Annotated in this window: 17 protein-coding genes; 10 read left to right on the top strand and 7 right to left on the bottom strand. The window is 57.5% G+C overall.

The window, feature by feature from the left end:
- The first annotated feature begins 50 nt into the window (after window positions 1-50).
- Entirely contained in the window at window positions 51-863 is an 813-nt protein-coding gene (locus OAN307_RS13820; RefSeq protein WP_051068115.1) for a GNAT family N-acetyltransferase, read from the top strand.
- A gap of 45 nt (window positions 864-908) precedes the next feature.
- Window positions 909-2,714 carry an ABC-F family ATP-binding cassette domain-containing protein gene (locus OAN307_RS13815; protein ID WP_044043754.1) on the top strand — a complete coding sequence of 602 codons (1,806 nt, stop codon included), beginning with the start codon at window positions 909-911 and terminating at the stop codon, window positions 2,712-2,714.
- Here OAN307_RS13815 and mazG read toward each other — a convergent pair.
- A complete protein-coding gene (mazG, locus tag OAN307_RS13810; protein WP_015500304.1) occupies window positions 2,711-3,544 on the bottom strand; it encodes a nucleoside triphosphate pyrophosphohydrolase in 834 nt (277 codons plus the stop codon). The two genes, OAN307_RS13815 and mazG, sit on opposite strands and share 4 nt — an antisense overlap.
- 62 nt (window positions 3,545-3,606) lie before the next feature.
- On the opposite strand from mazG, the gene OAN307_RS13805 reads away from it, so the two are divergent.
- From OAN307_RS13805 to OAN307_RS13775, 7 genes are all read left to right on the top strand, one after another.
- Window positions 3,607-4,788, top strand: coding sequence for a M20 aminoacylase family protein (locus tag OAN307_RS13805; RefSeq protein ID WP_015500303.1), 1,182 nt, complete (start codon window positions 3,607-3,609; stop codon window positions 4,786-4,788).
- Window positions 4,788-5,747 (top strand): agmatinase, encoded by a 960-nt coding sequence (speB, locus tag OAN307_RS13800; protein WP_015500302.1) that lies wholly within the window; start codon window positions 4,788-4,790, stop codon window positions 5,745-5,747. The genes OAN307_RS13805 and speB (OAN307_RS13800) overlap by 1 nt, the downstream gene beginning before the upstream one ends.
- A 4-nt stretch (window positions 5,748-5,751) precedes the next feature.
- Window positions 5,752-6,693 (top strand): agmatinase, encoded by a 942-nt coding sequence (gene speB / locus OAN307_RS13795; protein ID WP_015500301.1) that lies wholly within the window; start codon window positions 5,752-5,754, stop codon window positions 6,691-6,693.
- A gap of 63 nt (window positions 6,694-6,756) precedes the next feature.
- Complete coding sequence (locus tag OAN307_RS13790) at window positions 6,757-7,215, top strand: DUF1499 domain-containing protein (RefSeq protein ID WP_015500300.1); 459 nt, start codon at window positions 6,757-6,759, stop codon at window positions 7,213-7,215.
- Window positions 7,212-8,267 (top strand): peptide chain release factor 1, encoded by a 1,056-nt coding sequence (prfA, locus tag OAN307_RS13785; RefSeq protein WP_044043752.1) that lies wholly within the window; start codon window positions 7,212-7,214, stop codon window positions 8,265-8,267. Before OAN307_RS13790 ends, prfA begins: the two co-directional genes overlap by 4 nt.
- Window positions 8,264-9,082, top strand: a complete 819-nt coding sequence (gene prmC, locus OAN307_RS13780; RefSeq protein WP_015500298.1) for a peptide chain release factor N(5)-glutamine methyltransferase — start codon at window positions 8,264-8,266, stop codon at window positions 9,080-9,082. The genes prfA and prmC overlap by 4 nt, the downstream gene beginning before the upstream one ends.
- Before the next feature lie 149 nt (window positions 9,083-9,231).
- Window positions 9,232-9,873 carry a DUF4167 domain-containing protein gene (locus OAN307_RS13775; RefSeq protein ID WP_245540846.1) on the top strand — a complete coding sequence of 214 codons (642 nt, stop codon included), beginning with the start codon at window positions 9,232-9,234 and terminating at the stop codon, window positions 9,871-9,873.
- 172 nt (window positions 9,874-10,045) lie between these two features.
- Here the strand turns inward: OAN307_RS13775 and rsmA are convergent, their stop codons facing one another.
- Genes rsmA through lptF form a run of 6 tightly spaced genes read right to left on the bottom strand, consistent with a single transcriptional unit; the run spans window position 10,046 to window position 17,494 of the window.
- A complete protein-coding gene (rsmA, locus tag OAN307_RS13770; RefSeq protein ID WP_015500296.1) occupies window positions 10,046-10,885 on the bottom strand; it encodes a 16S rRNA (adenine(1518)-N(6)/adenine(1519)-N(6))-dimethyltransferase RsmA in 840 nt (279 codons plus the stop codon).
- The gene (gene pdxA / locus OAN307_RS13765) at window positions 10,882-11,865 is read right to left on the bottom strand and encodes a 4-hydroxythreonine-4-phosphate dehydrogenase PdxA (RefSeq protein ID WP_015500295.1); all 984 of its coding nucleotides are present in this window, start codon (window positions 11,863-11,865) and stop codon (window positions 10,882-10,884) included. The genes rsmA and pdxA overlap by 4 nt, the downstream gene beginning before the upstream one ends.
- Window positions 11,866-11,868: 3 nt before the next feature.
- Window positions 11,869-13,086: a peptidylprolyl isomerase gene (locus OAN307_RS13760; RefSeq protein ID WP_015500294.1), complete on the bottom strand. Its 1,218-nt coding sequence runs from the start codon at window positions 13,084-13,086 to the stop codon at window positions 11,869-11,871.
- A 51-nt stretch (window positions 13,087-13,137) separates the two neighbouring features.
- Window positions 13,138-15,264, bottom strand: coding sequence for an LPS-assembly protein LptD (locus OAN307_RS13755; protein WP_015500293.1), 2,127 nt, complete (start codon window positions 15,262-15,264; stop codon window positions 13,138-13,140).
- Window positions 15,264-16,358, bottom strand: coding sequence for an LPS export ABC transporter permease LptG (gene lptG, locus OAN307_RS13750; RefSeq protein ID WP_015500292.1), 1,095 nt, complete (start codon window positions 16,356-16,358; stop codon window positions 15,264-15,266). The genes OAN307_RS13755 and lptG overlap by 1 nt, the downstream gene beginning before the upstream one ends.
- Window positions 16,355-17,494: an LPS export ABC transporter permease LptF gene (lptF, locus tag OAN307_RS13745; RefSeq protein ID WP_015500291.1), complete on the bottom strand. Its 1,140-nt coding sequence runs from the start codon at window positions 17,492-17,494 to the stop codon at window positions 16,355-16,357. The genes lptG and lptF overlap by 4 nt, the downstream gene beginning before the upstream one ends.
- Before the next feature lie 146 nt (window positions 17,495-17,640).
- Between lptF and OAN307_RS13740 the strand changes: the two genes are divergently transcribed.
- On the top strand, window positions 17,641-19,110 hold the full coding sequence (locus OAN307_RS13740; RefSeq protein ID WP_015500290.1) for a leucyl aminopeptidase: 1,470 nt from the start codon (window positions 17,641-17,643) through the stop codon (window positions 19,108-19,110).
- Window positions 19,111-19,168 lie beyond the last annotated feature (58 nt).

Here is a 19,168-nt window from a genome sequence, read left to right as displayed (position 1 = left end):
CCCGCGTCAGCACGCATCAAGGCAGTTATCATCGCGCGGCCAATCTAGGTATGGCCAAAGTTCAATCTCCGCTTGAAGACACTGTGCTACGGCGTGGCACCTATGTCGCGCGGTTTGCAGAGTCGGCCGATGATGTGCAGCGGTGCCAGCAGTTGCGTCATCGGTGTTTTGTTGAAGATGCTGGCGGACAAGCCCGCGTTGGCGGGATTGAAACCGACAAATTTGATAAGCGCTGTGACCACATCATGGTTGAAGATCGGGCCGGCGCGTTGGTGTGTTGCTATCGGCTTATGTCGATCGATTCTGGCAGGGCGATCACATCAAGTTATTCCGCGCAATACTATGATCTAGAACGGCTTTCGGGCTACGCTGCCCCGATGTTGGAGCTGGGTCGCTTTTGCAACGATCCGGCTGTGCGTGATCCTGATGTGTTGCGCATCGCGTGGGGCATGTTGGCGGCGGTTGTGGATGCGCGGTCGGTGGGCATGTTGTTTGGCTGTTCGTCTTTTGCGGGCACGGATGCAGGGATATACGCCCAAGCGTTTGATTTACTGGTTCAACGCCACCAAGCGCCTGATAGTTGGCAGCCCGGCGTGAAGGCACCGCACGTGGTGCGATTTGGGGCACATGCGCGGGCGGTGACAGATCGCACGGCTTCAGACCACATGGTTTTAAATCATGCGGTGGCGATGGCGCAGGTGCCTGCGCTGTTGAAAACCTACCTCAGCATGGGGGGGTGGGTCAGTGACCATGCGGTGATCGACACCGCGATGAACACGCTTCATGTGTTTACAGGCGTCGAGATTGCCAACATTCCGCCCGCCCGAGCCAAGGCATTGCGCGCGGTTGCAGGCAAGACTTAGCGGCAACACCCTTGCAGCCGCCGCGCGGTGGCGCTAGCAGACCCCATGGCACGCGCACCCCTTTTACAAGTTACCGATATCGCCCTCACTTTTGGTGGGGATCCCGTCTTTGAAGACCTGTCTTTGGTCGTGCAACCGGGCGACCGTGTCGCATTGGTTGGGCGCAATGGGTCGGGAAAGTCCACCCTTCTCAAGGTAATGGCGGGTTTGGTTGACGTCGACAAGGGCGGCGTTGTCGTGGCACCCGGCGTGTCCGTAGGCTATATGGAACAGGAACCCACGATGGAGGGGTTCGCGACGCTTGGCGATTACGCGGCCAGCGGATTGGACGCATCGGACGCGTGGCGCGTTGATGCGGTGGCCGAAGGGCTGAAATTTGATCCTGCCCGCGACGTAAATGTCGCATCTGGCGGCGAACGTCGCCGCGCGGCATTGGCGAAACTGATGGCTGAAGCACCAGGGCTGATGTTGCTGGACGAGCCGACGAATCACATGGATATTGAAGCGATTCGCTGGTTGGAACGCGAGCTTTCGCAAACCCGCACTGGATTCGTGCTGATTTCACACGACCGTGCGTTTTTGAACGCGCTGACCCGCGCCACCCTTTGGATTGATCGCGGCCAAGTGCGCCGTCAGGAAAAGGGATTCGCCCATTTTGAAGAATGGCGCGACAAGACGTGGGAAGACGAGGACATGCAGCGTCACAAGCTTAATCGTAAGATCAAGCAAGAGGCGCGGTGGGCGGTTGAAGGCATTTCAGCGCGGCGCACACGCAATCAGGGTCGCCTGCGGGCATTGCAAGATTTGCGGGCAGAAAAATCCGGTCAGATTAAACGCCAAGGGGCCGCCGCGATGGCACTGGATGCGGGCCAAGCGTCCGGCAAAAAGGTTATTGAGGCCTTTGGTTTGAGTAAAACCTTTGACGGAAAGCCGATTGTATCCGGCTTTAACCTGACAGTTAATCGTGGTGATCGCATCGCGTTTGTCGGACCCAATGGTGTGGGAAAGACGACGCTTATCAAAATGTTGCTGGGTGAAGTTGAACCTGATGAAGGATCAATCAAACACGGCACCAATCTGGACATCGCGGTGTTCGATCAGGCGCGTGCGAAGCTCAATCCGGAAACAACGCTTTGGGACAACCTGACCACGGATCCGAGCATGTCGGTGAGCGGTAAGGCCGACCAGATCATGGTGCGTGGCCAGCCCAAGCACGTCGTTGGATATCTGAAGGAATTCTTGTTCGACGAAGGGCAAGTGCGCGCGCCAGTGCGATCGTTGTCTGGTGGTGAAAAGGCGCGGCTGCTGCTTGCACGCTTGATGGCGCGCGAATCCAATGTGTTGGTGTTGGACGAACCGACCAACGATTTGGACATCGAAACACTGGACCTTCTGCAGGATCTGCTTGGCGACTACCCGGGCACCGTGCTGCTGGTCAGCCACGACCGTGATTTTATTGATCGCGTCGCGACGACGACAATCGCAATGGAAGGTAATGCACAGGCCGTGACCTATGCGGGGGGCTGGACAGACTATCTGAACCAGCGGGCCGAGGTTGAGGGCGTTGTTGCCAAGGAAACCAAGTCGAAATCTAAAACCGGTAAGGGTAAGCCTGTTGTCAGCAAAGGCCTGAGTTTCACTGAAAAGCACCGTCTTGAGGAACTTCCAAAGGTCATCGCGCGCCTTGAGGCCGAGATCGCAAAGCTGGAAGAATTGATGTCAGATCCCGCATTGTTCACCGACCATCCGGTGAAATTCCAAAAGGCAACGGACGCGCTGGTTGACCGCCATTCAACGCTGTCAGACGCCGAAGAAGAATGGCTACTGCTTGAAGAAAAGGCCGCGATTTAGGCTTTTTCGGCAACTTTCGCCGCATCCCATAATGCATCCATTTCTGCCAAGTCACTGTCGGACGGGGTGCGGCCATCGCGGGCCAGTGCGTCTTCGATGAATTCAAACCGGCGCTGGAATTTGGCGTTGGCTTGGCGCAAAGCGACTTCGGGATCGACGTCCAGATGCCGCGCGAGGTTGGCCATGACGAACAGTAAATCCCCAACTTCTTCGGTGACTTGGTCTTGGGTTAATGTATCGCGGGCTTCGACCACTTCGGCGGCTTCTTCGGCGATTTTGTCAATCACATGGCCGACATCGGGCCAATCAAACCCAACCCGTGCTGCGCGTTTTTGCAGTTTGAACGCACGCAGCAGCGCAGGCAGGCCCACTGCGACGCCATCCAGCGTGCGGCCCTGATTCTTGCCAGCCCGTTCTGCAGCCTTGATGACCTCCCAATCCGAGCTTTGCTGATCGGCGGATTTATCCTGCGATGAAGTGTTCGCTTCGGGCCCGAACACATGTGGGTGCCGCGCGACCATTTTGTCGGACATCGTGCGGGCCACGTCGCTGAAATTGAAATGCCCCGCGTCGTCAGCCATTTGCGCGTGGAACACCGATTGAAACAGCAGATCGCCTAATTCGCCGCGTAAATCGTCCATGTCGCCGCGCGCAATTGCATCCGCGACCTCATAGGCTTCTTCAATTGTGCAGGGCGCGATGGTCGCGAAGGTCTGTTCGATATCCCATGGGCATCCAGTTTTTGGGTCGCGTAGGGCGGCCATGATCGCCAAGAGGCGGTCCATTTGCTGGGCAGGATCGGTTGAATGAATGGATGGGTCTTTGGCCATGTTGTGGGGTGGCTCCTTTGGTGTCAGACTAGGTTATTGCCACACCGAACAGAGGTCCACCCATGCCCGTCATCAACCGAATTGCCGCTTTTTCCGAAGATATGACGCAATGGCGTAGATACCTGCACCAGCACCCCGAGTTGGGACAGCAATGCCAAGAAACTGCCAGCTTCGTGGTGGACCGTTTGCGTGACTTCGGGGTGGATGAAATTCACGAAGGTATCGCCATTTCCGGTGTCGTCGCGATCATCAACGGCCGCGATTACAAGGAAGGCGACGGGCCGACAATCGGGCTGCGTGCTGATATGGATGCCTTGCCAATCGCTGAGACCACAGGCGTGGGTTGGGCGTCAAAAAACCCAGGTAAGATGCACGCTTGCGGGCACGACGGACACACAACAATGCTACTGGGAGCTGCACGGTATTTGGTGGAAACCCGCAACTTTAAAGGGCGGGTTGCACTGATATTTCAACCTGCTGAAGAAACCGGCGGTGGGGCAGAGCTAATGGTGCAAGAAGGCATGCTGGCGCGGTTCGACATCGGCGAAGTCTACGCGCTGCACAATATGCCGAACTTTCCCGTTGGCCAGTTTTACACAACACCGGGACCGATCATGGCGGCGGTTGATACGTTTCACATCGACATCAAAGGTGAGGGCGGCCATGGTGCCTACCCGCACGATACCCGCGACCCGATCCCAGTGGCATTGTCCATCGCGCAGGCCATGGGCACCATCGTCAGCAGAAATCACCGCGCGATTGATGATTTGGTGGTGTCGGTGACGATGATCCACGCGGGAACTGCGGACAACGTGATTCCCGAGGATGCATATTTGGGCGGCACGGTGCGCACATTCGACAAGGGCGTTCAGGCCATGGTCCAAAAACGCATGGGCGATATCGTGGCAGGCCACGCGGCGGCCTTCAACGTCGAAGCGACATTGCGCTACGTTGTGGGCTTTCCGGCAACTATTAACAGCCCGAAACAGACTGAATTCGCGGTTGACGTCGCGCGCGAAGTCGCCGCTGAAGGAATCGTGACGCCCGACGCCACACGCGAAATGGGGGCTGAGGATTTTGCCTACTTCCTTGAGAAAATTCCGGGGGCCTATCTGTTCGTCGGTAATGGCGACACGGCAGGTTTGCACCAGCCGAATTACGACTTTGATGACGCGACTGCGCCCTATGGTGCATCATTCTTTGCCCGCATCGCGGAACGCGCTTTACCGTTGGAGGGCCGCTAATGGCGTTGGAGGATGCCAAGGGGCAGATTGATCTCGCCTTTACGCGCGATGACCTGAAGGGCTGCGCGTTTGAGAACACGTTTGGCGGGGCGATGTCGTTTCTGCGGCGAAAATATACCAAGGATTTGAAGGGGGTGGACTTGTGCGTCACGGGCATCCCGTTCGATCAGGCGGTCACCAACCGACCTGGAACGCGGTTTGGACCCCGCGCCATTCGCGAGGCCAGCACGCTGCAGCCCTATGATCCGCCCTATGGTTGGGGGTTTGATCCGCTCAGCGAATTTGCCATCGCGGATTATGGTGATCTGGCGTTTGATTATGCCAATGTGGTGGGCACCCCTGCGGCGATCCAAGCACATATCGCCGGTATCTTGGAGGCAGATGTGGGAACGGTGACGTTGGGTGGCGATCATTTCATCACGCTGCCGATTCTGAAGGCCTATGCGGCGAAATACGGCCAGCTGAGTGTGATTCAGTTTGATGCGCATTCCGACCTTTGGGCGGACGATGACATGGACCGCGTTGATCATGGGACGTTCATGTATAAGGCGGTGAAATTGGGATTGGTTGATCCAAAACGGTCGGTACAGATCGGTATTCGCACAGACTGCGATGACTATTGCGGGATGGAATACATTGACGCCCGTACAGTGCATGAAAAGGGCACGGCGTGGACTGTTTCGCGCGCGAGAGAGATTGTTGGCGACAATTCGACCTATGTAACCTTCGATATCGACGCACTGGATCCGGCATTTGCACCCGGGACGGGAACACCTGTTTGGGGCGGTCTGGCCAGTTGGCAGGCGGCCGCGATACTGCGCGATTTGGCAGGGATAAACATGGTTGGGGGCGACATTGTTGAGGTATCACCACCCTATGATCCCAGTGGCATCACGGCCATAGCGGGGGCGCATGTTGCGTTTGAACTGAGTTGTCTCGCGCTTTGGAACAAAAGGTAAGCTGATGAAAAACCAACCCATTTCCGGAAATGACCTCGCGCGGTTTTCTGGGCCGCAGACATTTATGCGACTGCCCGAGGTGGCAAGTGCCGACGGCCTTGATGTGGGCTTTGTTGGTATCCCGATGGATATTGGTACGAGCTGGCGTTCCGGCACGCGGTTCGGGCCAAAACAAGTACGGCAAGAAAGCGCGATGATCCGGCCCTATAATATCCAGACAGGTGCGGCACCGTTTGACAGCCTGCAATGTGCAGACCTCGGCGATATTGCGATCAATACGTTTTCTCTAAGCGATAGTTTGTTAATCATTCAAAGGGCTTACGAGGACATCCTGAAGTATCCGGTGATTCCAATGGCGCTCGGTGGTGACCATTCTTTGACGCTGCCGATATTGCGGGCGATGCACAAGAAACATGGGGCTGTTGCATTGGTGCATGTGGACGCCCATGCCGATGTAAATGATGAGATGTTTGGGGAGCGTGAAACCCACGGAACGGTGTTTCGGCGTGCGTATGAAGAAGGCCTCATAATACCCTCAAAAGTATGGCAAATCGGCCTTCGTGGCACCGGTTATACCGCGGAAGATTTCAGTGAGGCTGCCGATTGGGGCTTCAATCAACGCCTTTCATCAAGTTTGTGGCATAAATCCCTGATATCGCTTGGTAAAGAGATCGTGGCGTCGATTGGTGATCAGCCATGTTATATCACCTATGATATCGATAGTCTTGACCCAAGCTTTGCGCCCGGCACCGGAACACCCGAAATTGGCGGGCTGACCACACCGCAGGCGATGGAATTGATCCGCAACCTCAACGGATTGAACGTCGTTGGTTGCGATCTTGTTGAAGTTTCGCCGCCCTATGATACGTCCGGCAACACAGCCCTTGTTGGGGCCAATATCATGTTTGAAATGCTCAGCATTTTACCAGGCGTCAAATACCGCTGAATTGGGCGGCATCGCTCGGGCAGATCGCGTACACAACTTGTCTTCACACAGTAAGGATTACGGATGCTGAAAATCATTGTTTTGGGGCTTTTGGGCTTGTTCGTCGCCTTTGCGGTTTGGGTGCGCTTGGGGCCGACGGATGTCGCATTCTGGCACAACCCGAAGCTGCCAATCATGGAATCCGGCGACCACCCCGGCGCGGGTAGTTTCGTGATGCAGCGCCCGATGGATGGCGATGGGATTGAAACTCTTGCGCGCCTTGACGACATTATTCTTGCGACGCCGCGCACGGCGATTTTGGCGGGCACAGTTGCTGAGGGAAAAATCACCTATGTGACGCGCAGTCGCGTGATGGGGTTTCCCGATTATACGACCGTGACGCTGACCTCACTTGCGCCTTTAGACGGAAGTACGCTGCAAGTCTTTGGGCGGCTGCGGTTTGGCAAGGCTGATATGGGCGTGAACCGTGCGCGCATCGAGGGCTGGTTGGCGACGCTGGACGGGGGTACACCGACGCAATGATACCAAATGACCGTCTTATGCAGATCACCGAACGGTTCGAATTCCTTGAGGCCCGTATGGGGGAGGGGCTGGGTGGCGACGCGTTTGTTTCCGTCAGTCGTGAGTATGCCGAACTGCGACCAGTGGTTGAGGTTGTGCGTCATTATCAAGATTTGACGGAAGAGATTGAAGGCGCGCAAGCCATGCTGTCCGATCCGGAAATGAAAGAACTGGCGGAGATGGAATTGCCGCAGCTGCGCGAACGGCTGCCAGACGCCGAAGCCGCCGTAAAGCTGGCATTGATCCCGAAAGATGCCGCCGATGGCAAGCCTGCGTTGCTCGAAATTCGCCCCGGAACTGGTGGTGATGAGGCGGCGCTGTTTGCAGGTGATTTGTTGCGAATGTACCAGCGCTACGCCGAAAGTCGCGGTTGGACGTTTGAAATACTAGAAGAAAGCCAGTCAGAGTTGGGCGGCATCAAGGAAGTTACGGCACGGATTGCGGGCAACAATGTCTTTGCGCGGATGAAATATGAAAGCGGTGTTCACCGCGTTCAACGGGTCCCTGAGACGGAAAGTGGTGGGCGGATTCACACGTCGGCGGCAACGGTCGCGGTGCTGCCTGAGGCGGAAGATGTGGACATTCAGATCAACGCCAATGACATCCGTATAGATACGATGCGCGCATCTGGATCGGGTGGTCAGCACGTCAACACCACCGATTCTGCAGTGCGCATAACGCATATGCCGTCGGGCATCGTAGTGACGAGTTCTGAGAAATCGCAGCACCGCAACCGCGAGATTGCGATGCAGGTTCTTAAGACGCGGCTTTATGATGCGGAACGTCAGAAGGTGCATGATGAACGCTCTGCCGATCGCGCGGCGCAGGTTGGGTCGGGGGATCGGTCGGAACGGATAAGGACCTATAATTTCCCGCAAGGGCGGATGACGGATCACCGTATTAATCTGACATTATACAAATTGGATGCAATATTGCAGGGCGATTTGGATGAGGTGATTGATGGATTGATCCAAGACGCGCAGGCAAGCGCACTGGCGGAGATGGGCGGGTGAACGAAGCTGATCTGTTGACCGAGGCCAGAGGGGTTTTGCAAAAGGCTGGTATCGAAAACCCGGTCCGTGAGGCGCGGATGTTATGGGAAGCAACGTTTCCTAAGCGATACGGAGATTACGCGGCCGCGATGGTGGGCGGGCAGGTGTCTCATTTCAAAGCATTGGTCGCACGCCGTGCCGCCCGAGAGCCGATGTCGCATTTGACCGGAGGCCGCGATTTTTATGAGCATCGGTTCGAGGTCGGTCCTGATGTTCTGGACCCGAGGCCCGACACCGAAAGTTTAGTTATTGCCGCGTTGGAACGCCCCTTTGATCGTGTTCTTGATCTAGGGACGGGATCTGGATGCGTTTTACTCAGCTTGTTAGCCGCCCGTCCGGACGCAAGGGGTGTTGGATCGGATGTGTCGGCGGCGGCGCTGGTGGTTGCGGCGCGCAATGCGGCGAAGCTAGAGATTGATCACCGCGTCGATTTGATTGTTTCGGACTGGTACGCTTCGATCTACGGACAGTTCGATTTGATCGTGTCGAACCCGCCCTACCTTGCGCTGGCCGAGATGGCGAGCCTTGCGCCGGAACTGTCATATGAGCCGCGCATTGCGTTGACGGACGGTGGCGACGGGTTGGGCTGTTACCGTGTGATTACGGCGGGGGCCGGGGAACATTTGACGGCAGGCGGGTGGCTGATGGTTGAAATCGGGCCAAGCCAGGGCGCGGCTGTCGTTGCAATGTTTGGGGCTGCCGGACTGGTGTGCGTGCAGATTCGCCATGATTTGGACGCCCGTGATCGCGTCGTTTTGGGCCAAAAGCCACTTTAACGCATCGATTCACAGATTTTTTCACAGAATCTACTTGCGATTAACACCATGAGCGGCATAGTCAGAGGGGTCGGATGGAACATGGCCCTTTGGTCCCGTCTCCGACACACGCCAGAACATCGCAAGCTCGCGAATTTGATTTGTCCCGCATGAGGTGGGATCGGGCTGCGACAGAAAACACAGGCTGGACTTCCTTTATGAAATCTTCTCGATCCCGTTCGCGGAATAAAAGCCGCAGCAACACCCGCCCGACGGGTGGTAATATTGTCAATCGAGTGTTTGACAGCTCCGGTCCTGAGGGCAAGGTGCGCGGCACGCCGCAGCAGATTGTCGAGAAATACACCCAGTTGCACCGCGATTCTTTGTTGGCGCGTGATTCGGTGAATTCGGAAAATTTCGCGCAACACGCAGAGCATTACACGCGTCTGTTGGCGGAGGCGCAAAAAGAGATTGATGCCAAACGCGAAGAGCAGGAAAAACACAATCGTGAGCGTCAGATTGAGCAAGATAAGCAAAATCGCGAGCGTCAAGCGGAGCGTGATCGGGAACGTGATGCCCGTATGAAGGCGCAAGAGGAGGCTGCTGCAGCGGCCCCTGCGCCGGCCCCTGCAGCAGCCCCTGCGCCGGTCCTTGTGCCCGCACCGGTCGAGCAACCCGTACAGATTGAAGATGGCGATTCAGGATTGGTGGAAACGCCAGAAGAAGCACCCAAGAAGCGCCGCACGCGCAAGCCCAAGACGCGACCCGATGAGCCACCTGAGGGTGGTCCAGCGTCCGAAGCGGCAGAATAATTTGAAGGCCCTCGGAGACGGGGGCCTTTTTCGTTTCGGGGGACGAAGAAGCTGTCGCTTTGCGCGTGCCGCGGGCGGGGGCGGGGGCGCATCGCCGGCGCGTAAGGAAAGAGGGGGCGTTGGCCTAGACGCGATGCGTCTTCCACGGAATATTTAAGAAACAAAGGCGGGATTAAGTCGCTTTGAGGGACCTTGCGAGGGCGCAGAAGCGTTGCACGTCGATCTGTTCGGCGCGGTCGGTGGGTTTTATATCGGCCGCGATGAGGTGGTCTTCGATGTCGGGACTGAGGCCTTTGAGCGAAGAGCGCAGCATTTTGCGGCGTTGGTTGAACGCGGTCGCCGTGATGTGTTGCAGCATGTTGGCGTCAGCCGGGAAACGCGGCTTCGCCAAAGCGGTGAGGTGGACCACCGCGCTTGAGACTTTTGGTGGCGGTGAGAAAGCTTCTGGTGGCAGGTTCATCACGATCTGCGCGTCTGTTCGCCATTGGCACAGGATCGCAAGGCGACCGTAGGCTTTAGAGCCGGGGGCGGCAGTGATGCGTTGTGCCACTTCGCGTTGGAACATCAGCGTCAGGCTGTCCCAATAGGGTGGCCAGTCTTGCGGGGTGAGCCAGCGGATCAGCAGTTCGGTGCCGATATTATAGGGCAGGTTGGCTGCAACACGGATTGGTGGTGTCAAATGGTCGAGCGGGTTGATGTCGAGTGCATCCCCGCACAGCACGGTCAGGCGGTCGGGGTAGGCGGATTGGATTTCGGCCAGCGCGGGCAGGCAGCGGTCGTCTTTTTCGATGGCAAGGACATGGCGTGCGCCCTCAGACAGCAAACCACGGGTCAGGCCACCGGGACCGGGGCCGATTTCGAGGACGTCGTGGTCTTCGTTGCGCCCTGACAGTCGCGCGATTTTCGCCGTCAAGTTCAGGTCGAGCAGGAAGTTTTGACCAAGTGATTTGCGCGCGGCAAGGCCGTGGCTGTCGATAACCTGTTTGAGGGTAGGGAGGCTGTCGATCGTCATGCTGCGGGCGCAGTTCTGGCACGGGCCATGTCAGCGGCCATGCGGATCGCGGCTATCATCGATGTCGCGTCAGCGGTGCCTGTTCCCGCGATGTCGAAGGCGGTGCCGTGATCTGGGGAGGTGCGCACGAACGGCAGGCCCAGCGTGATGTTAACGCCGCCCGAGAAATCCAGCGTTTTGATCGGGATCAGCGCTTGGTCGTGGTACATGCAGATCGCAGCGTCATAGGTCGCGCGGGCGGCTGGATGAAACATTGTATCGGCGGATAGCGGGCCTGTGATGGACAATCCTTCGGCGCGCAGGGCGTCGAGGGTCGGGGTGATCATTTCAATTTCTTCATGTCCCATCTTGCCGCCTTCGCCGGCGTGCGGGTTCAATCCTGCGACGGAGAGGCGCGGCTTTGCGATGCCGAAGTCGCGGATCAGGGCACTGTGGGTAATCAGGATTGTATCGGTCAGGGTTGCTGCTGTGAGCTTTTCAGGGACTTGTGCCAGCGGGATATGGATTGTGGCAGGTACAACCCGAAGCAACTCACTGGCAAGCATCATGACCACCGATGTGCGGCCTGCGAGGGCTGCGAGATATTCGGTGTGGCCGGGGTAGGCGAAGTCAGCACCGTCTATCAACGCCTGTTTGTGGATTGGTGCGGTGCACAGCGCGGTGCAGTCGCCCGATTGCACCAGTGCCACCGCGTCGGCAATAGAATCGATCACGGCTTGCGCGTGGCTGGGATCGGGTTGGCCTGCGACGCTCGTGGCACCGAAGTCGCGTTGCAGGACCGGAAAGGCGGTGGCGGTGATCGCGTCGCGGGCGGATGTGACCGCCTGCCATTTAGTGCCGTCGGGCAGGTGGGCCGGATCGCCGATCCAAACCATGGGAATGTCTTTACCCACCGCATTCCAAGCGGTGACGGCGATTTCGGGGCCGATGCCTGCCGGTTCGCCGCAGCTGATAGCGATAGGTCTGCGAGTGGTGTTCATGCGTTAGTTAAAAGTGATTGTTGCGGCAGCCCGCAGGTCGGCGAGCAGGGCGTCTGCATAAGTGTTCAAGCGTTGCGTGCGCAGCTGACCGCGGATGGTTTCGCGATCAACGCCATCGCCCAGTGCAGGCGTGCGGCCACACATCATCAAGAACACCAGCGTTTCGCCATTGGCGCGGGTCAGTACATATGATGTTTCGCCAGTGTCGAGTTTTGCAAGTTCCATCGCCACGTCCGCAGGGATGTCGGAGGGCGGCAGAACGTCGCGTTCCAGCAGATCGGCAGGCAGGCCATGGGAGACACCGTAAAGGTCATCGCAGGTTTCAACGCGGGCATCGATGCGGTGGGCTTCGGCCAACCCACGATCGCTAAGACCGCCCGCGATGTGAAAAGCAGCGTATTCAATCGCGGCCGGTTCGGGTGCTGCGCGCGGCACTTCGCGTAAACCGCGCATTTGGAACAGGGCCACGCCATCGGTGATCGGGATCGGTGCGGTGACTTCACCGGGTGCAAGATTGAGCAGAAGCCCACGCAGTCCCGCCGGGTAATTCGAGATTGGCAGCCAGTCGAGGCGGCCACCACGTGTTCTGGACGGCAGCGCAGACACGCTGCGCGCCTCGGCTTCGAACGCGGATGTGGTGGTCAATTGTGCGATGCGTTCTGCCGTTGCCATGGCCTGTTGCGCACTTTCCGCAGGGGCCGGAATAATGATTTCGTTGAGCAGCACTTCGATGCTAGAGGACGCGCCAGATTGACCAAGGGCAAGGTCGATATCAGCCTCAGAGACTTGGGCGCTGTCGTTGAAACGCGTTCGGATAAAGTCGCGCCAGCTGACGTTGACGCGGACAAAATCGCGAAACGTTTCCTCTGCTACACCGGACTGGCCGAGCATGGTGATGAACTGGTCGAGTTCCAAGTTTGCACGGGTGGCAAATTCTGTCATCGCTAAAACAAGGCCTTCGTCAGTGATGCGCAATCTGGCAGAATCCAGCGCCTCAAGCTTGAGGCGTTCTTGGATCAGTTGTTCATGCGCAGTGTCTTCGAGATTACCGGGCGTGCGGAAGGCGAGCAGCAAGGCGACACGTTGGTCGATTTCAAATTCGCTCACGACGCTGTCGTTGACGATGATGGCGGGGGCAAATTGGGCCGCCGTCATGTTGGGTGACAACAAGGCCAAGGTCGTGGCCGATGTAATGGCGAGTGCAGATATCAGAGCGCGCATCGAAATCCTCGTTTTTATTAACTACTCGGGTCGTTTATGTTGTCGGTATCGTCAGTTGGTGCAGCGGTGGGACGCGGCGTCAAAGGTGCGTCCGGCGCTAAAGCCGTTCAACCCAACCGACAGACCGAAATCCGTGCTTGGGGTAAGTGTAGTGGAAGTCGTGAAGCGACGCGACACCGAAAAATCAACCGTCACACATTCGTTTTGCCAACCGATTTGCAGGCCGGTGCTGGTGGGCGCGTTTGCCATCACGTCATAGCGTGCGTCTAGCCCCATCGACCAGATTTGATCAAAGCGGTAGGTTGTGTCGATGGTCCATTCGGACACGCTCGATGGGCGGGATTCATCCATATCAGCGGGCAAGAAAATGTAGCTGGCCGCGAGGTCCAGTTTGCGGCTGTTCCAGCCCACCCGGGCTTCGGATTTTGTGACGTCAAAGCTGTCGTTGAGCAGCAGCCGACTGTCGATGGCAAAGCCTGCGGGCGTGCGCAACTGGCCCGCGATCAGCCAGTCGGACACGGCTTCGCGCAAGCCCGAGGTGAGCGAGAAGTTCAAATCGGGTGCGTCGCGCGACACACGCCCGACGGTCATGGTGCTGTCCCATCCACCAGCCCCGATGCGCGTCCATGACAGGCCAGCCGCCCCCCGCAGCCCGGTTTCGACGGCGTCTTCGCCGGAAAAGTGCGACAGGGCCAGCAGGTTGGCTTGGTCGAATTCGGTGGCGGTGCTGTCTTCGTTGGTGACAGCGCCGCCCTGCACGCCAGCCCACGCCAGTTGTAAGAAGGGTTCTAGCACATGGGTCGCGCCGCTGCCTTGGCGGATCAGCGGGTAGCGCAGGGTCGTTTGGCCATAGATTGTTGAACGCAGGGTGTCGCCCACCAGAGTGTCGTCGCTGATGTCGTAATAGTCCAGATCGGCGCCGAACGTGCCATCGACAACCAGCCCGGACCCCATGATCCGATCCCCGCGCCACGCCGCGCCAATACCAATGCGGGCCACGTCACGCCCTGCCATATCCTTTGGGGTTGTCCGTGGGGCGTCAGTTGTGCGGTAATGGCTTTGCTGATCGGACGTTAATGTTAGCGTGCCGCCCCAGCTAGGGGTGACGCGGCGTTCCCAGCTGATGTCGGTCAGCAGGGGCGGCAATGTGGCGGAATCTTCGCCTGTCCGCAGCGAGGCATGATGGGTCAGCGACGCCTGTGTCAGGTAGCGATCACGCACCCGTTGCAATGCGATTTCACTATCGAGTCGGTCTTTACCGGAATAACCATATTCCAGCAGATACGCATCATCTGAGGTGACTTCGACGTCAAAACGCAGCGTTATGTCAGACCCGAGATCGAAAATTCCGTTGGCAAAAACATAGGCACGCGGGGCGTCCATAAGATCGTCATTGGTCACTGCGGCCTCGATCGAAATGTTACTGCGCAGGAACGCTTGACGGTAAGCGGATTCGAGCGTTGTAGTCGATGTCGAAAGATAAGGTGTCAGCGTCAGGTCGCGGTGATCGCCCAACTTGATGAAATAGGGCAGTTTGAATCCGGTGCCCAATGTTTCAGAAGATTTAAGGCTCGGGATCAGCAGACCCGTCGCGCGGGTTAACGTCGGGTCGGGCAAGCGCATGCGCGGGATGTAAAAGATTGGTACGCCGGCAACATGAAAGGCCGCGTCGTCAAAGTAGAGCTGGCGTTCGCCCTGATCGTGAATGATCCGCCGGGCGCGGATTTCCCACAGCGGCGTTTCGCCATTGGCACAGATATGGCAAGACGTGGCGGCAACTTGATAAAGTTGCGTGTAACGGCCATCGACACGGTCAGCCTGGGTCGCAGACAGTTGCAGTTGTTGATCCAGCACCAGCCGCGCGCCGCGCAGGATGCCGTTTTCCAATTGCGGGTCCAGCGATGCGGTGTCCGCCGTTAGGATCGTGCCGTCTCGTGTGACGATGAACACGGGCCCATCAATTGTCAGCTGGTCTGCGACCTGATCGAACGTGATACGGCGCGCAGACAGGCGGGTGCCGTCAAAGAAGACTTCGACATTGCCTTCCGCGATCAATTGCTGCCCGCCCGCGGGAACAAACACCGTATCGGCCACAAGGGTTGCAGCACCTTGCGCTGAGGCGAGTTCAGGGGTCATGAGCGGCAGCAATGTCAGGAGGAAAACAAGAATAAATCGCATCAGCCGTCCTCTAGATGCAGCAACAAGCCAAGGGATCCGGCGATCGCCGCGAGTGGGGGCGCCCATGCCGCGAGACCTGCGGAGATCTGCCCGTTCTCACCCAAGATTTGCGCGAAATTGCGCAAGAAGAACAGTGCAAAACAGATCAGGATTGCGGCCAGCACCATGACGCCCGTGCGCCCACCGCGCTGATGGCGCATCGTAAAGCCCGCGCCTATCAGAACCATCGCCAGCAAAAAGGCAGGTTGCGCGAGTTCCATTTGCAGCCAGACTTGATGGCGGGTTGCTGAAAAACCTGCGACCTCAAGTCGGTCAATGAAGGCGGGCAATTCCCAGATCGCAATTGAGGATGGTACGCCGAAACTGTCGCGGATTTCATCCGCAGTGAGGGTGGACGGGATGCGCAGGGTGGTGTGGATTGTGGCCACACTTTCGGCGACGCGGTTACCGACCAGTGGCCATACTTTGGCGTCTGTTAGATCCCAAGCGCCGATGGTCAGGTTGGCCGTCGCGGCTTCGATCCGGCGGGTTGGGTGGCCTGTTTTAGAAAACCTGATGAACGTCACGTCCTGCAATTGCGTCCCGTCCAGATTAGCGCCGCCAGCACGAATAACGGTTTGGCTATTGTCATCGCCCTGGCGCAACCACAACCCGTTTTCCGAGATCGCCAGCACCGATGGCGCGTCTGATCGCAACGTGGTTTTACGAGCCTCGAATTCTTTTGATGTGGCAGCAACGAGAGGGTTAAATACGCCGATGGTGATCGCGCCTATTATGACCGTCACGATCAGTGGGGCGACAAGTGCACGCAGGGCGGATCGTCCCGCCGCACGAGAAACGATTAATTCGGATGATCGCGCAAGGCCAAGGAACGTCGCCACCGTCGCCAGTACCATGATGAGTGGTAAAATATCGTAGAGAAGGCTCGGAAGTTTAAGAAGGCTAAGTTGCAGCATGTCGCCAAGGCTGGCCTCGCCGCCGTATCTGCGCAGTTGTTCGACCAGATCAATCAGCAGCATCAACACGAAGAACCCGCCAAATGTGGCGGTGAATGTCCACGCGAAACGGCGCGCAAAGTAGCGGTGCAGTATCATATGCGCGCGCCTTGAGAATAGGTTTTTGGGCGTCGTTTGAAGAAATACGGACGTGCCGCAATGTGCAGCAGGATTGCGGAAATTACCACGCCACCGATCCCCGCAAGGTAGACAAATGGCCAAAGTGCCGGATTTGCGCGCGCGATACTGGTGCCTGTGCTTTCGAGAATCTTAAGCAGGATCACTAAGCCGACAGCAAACAAAATATTGCGCCACAGTCCAAAGCGGCTGAAGCCACCAACGACCAGCGCCGAAAAACCCACAAGTCCAGCCACAAATCCCAATGCGGCTTGCGCGATGCGATCGTGGCCGCGCAGTTTCAATTCGTAACCAGTTTTGTTGGTGGCAGCAATTGCAGCAGCACTAGGGCGCAGCAGGGCCAATGTGGACAGGCCATTGACGGAAACTCTGCGGACGAACTCATCGTTCATCAACGCGCCGACGTCATAGACGAAATCTGCAAAACCAGTGGTGAGGAGGCGGTTGGTTTCATGGTCTAGCGTTTGCGTCAGTCCGTCGATCATCACCAATTGTGGGCCGTTTTCAGTGCGCACAAGATAAGCACGGGCAGCGGTATAGGTGGTGCGTCGGGTCGGGTCTGTGGATTCGGAGATGAAAATGTCCAGCATCTCACCGCTGGGCGTGAGTTCACGGATGTAGAACGTCACATCGTCTGATGGTGTTAGAAATTCACCGGGAGTCAACAGACGCGCAGTCATGGTTTGCGAAATTTCAGATTGGCGAGAGGTCAGTTGTTCGGTCGATAGTGGGACGAGAATATGGGTCAGCACCGACATCAATGCAGCCACAATCAGGCCGAAATAAATGATGGGGCGTGCCAGCCGGAACGGTGAATAACCCGTGGCCTGCACGACCGTCAGTTCGGAGTCCGATGACATGCGGTTGGTGACGTAAACTGCGGCCACAAACGCCGACAGCGGCAACACGATCCGGATAACGCTGGGCAGGGACAGCGATGTCAGTTCAAGAAACACCCACGCCGATTGGCCATCTGCAATCAGGCGATCAAACAGGCGCACAGCCCTATTGATCCAGTAGATCACTACCAGAATAAGGGAAAAGAACCCAAACAAGACAAGGAGTTGCGACAGCATATAGCGGTCAAATCGCGCCAAGCGTTCATCCCCCCTTTGTTCGATGCCCCAAGCAGTGCCCCGTTGCTAGCGCATTTGGCCCGTGGACCCAAGTCCTGTCTGGCGTTTGGGTGGGTGGCAAGCTAGCTATTGCTTAAACGTAAAATCCCAAACCAAACAGGTGATCTATGACCGACCTTGCAATGCTGAAAATCTCTGAAACCAACTTGGATGAATTGGCAACCCACGCGGGCGCGATTGCGATTTTCGCGACGCCTGATGGCAAACTGGGTTTGGCAGCACGCAAGCTGAACGCGTTGACTAAAAAGGCTGTCGCGCGGGCGGTTGAAAGTACGCAGTTTGAAAAGCTCAAAACCGGTGATGCGATTGCACTGTCGTTTCCGGCAGGGATTGCCGCTGCAAAGGTGATCGTGGTGAAGCTGGGGCGGCGGCCGTCGGTTGAAGACGCCCGCAAAGCAGGGGCGTCAATCGCTAAGGCGCGTGGCGAGGCCGATGTGCTGATTTTGGGCGGCAACATAGGCCGAATGGAAGACGTGGCCCTGGGCACGGCGCTGCGCAGCTATACGTTTACGCCCCACAAAACCGGTGACAAAGATACGCTTGGCGCAATTGAGGTGATGGTGACAGCGCCCAGCGATCTGCAAGCGGCGGCTGACGTGGCGATGGCCGTGGCACAAGGCGTTGTTTTCACACGTGATTTGACAAACGAGCCTGCAAATGTGCTGACCACTACAGAATTCGCCGATCGCTTGGTCGAACTGGAAAACCTCGGCATGACAGTCGAGGTTCTGGAAGAAGACGCGTTGGAAGAGCTTGGGATGGGATCGCTGCTCTGTGTCGGTCTTGGGTCCGCGAGCCCGTCTAAAGTGGTGGTGATGCAGTGGAATGGCGGTGGCGACGAGGCGCCGTTCGCGCTGGTCGGCAAGGGCGTCGTGTTTGACACGGGCGGCATTTCACTGAAACCTGCGGGTGGCATGGAAGACATGACCATGGATATGGGCGGCGCGGGCGTTGTGGCGGGTGTGATGAAAACGTTGGCGCTGCGCAAAGCCCGCGCGAATGTTGTTGGGCTCGTGGGACTGGTCGAAAATATGCCGTCTGATCGGGCGACGCGCCCCGGTGATGTGGTCACATCAATGAAGGGCGACACGATTGAGGTCATCAACACAGACGCCGAAGGGCGTTTGGTTTTGGCTGATGTGGTCTGGTATGCACAGGACCGGTTTAAGCCCACGGGTGTGATCAATCTAGCGACCCTGACGGGTGCGGTGATTGTGGCGTTGGGCCATGAAAATGCCGGCGTGTTTTCCAACAATGATGACCTGACAAACGGTTTCATGAAAGCGGCGCAGGCCGAGGGTGAGGGCGCGTGGCGGTTGCCGATGTCGGCGGCGTATGATGCCAAATTGAAAAGCCGGATCGCTGATGTGAAGAACGTCGGCGGACGCGAAGCTGGGTCAATTACAGCAGCGCAGTTCATCAAGCGGTTCATCAAAGATGACATGCCTTGGATCCATCTGGATATTGCGGGTGTGGCGTCGGTAAAGGCCGAAACTGCGTTGGCACCGGTTGGTGCTACGGGGTGGGGCGTCATGGCGCTAAATCGTTTTATAGCAGATGGTTACGAAGCGGGATAAATGTGAAATATGGTAGCTGAATCGCCATTTTCTGCCTCTCGCCGTGCTCGAATGCGAA

Origin of the sequence: Octadecabacter antarcticus 307 (assembly GCF_000155675.2) — a bacterium.
In the GTDB taxonomy this organism is placed as follows: Bacteria; Pseudomonadota; Alphaproteobacteria; order Rhodobacterales; family Rhodobacteraceae; genus Octadecabacter; species Octadecabacter antarcticus.
The sequence above is the reverse complement of the archived record's forward strand: the minus strand, read 5'-3'. Positions and strand labels throughout refer to the sequence as shown.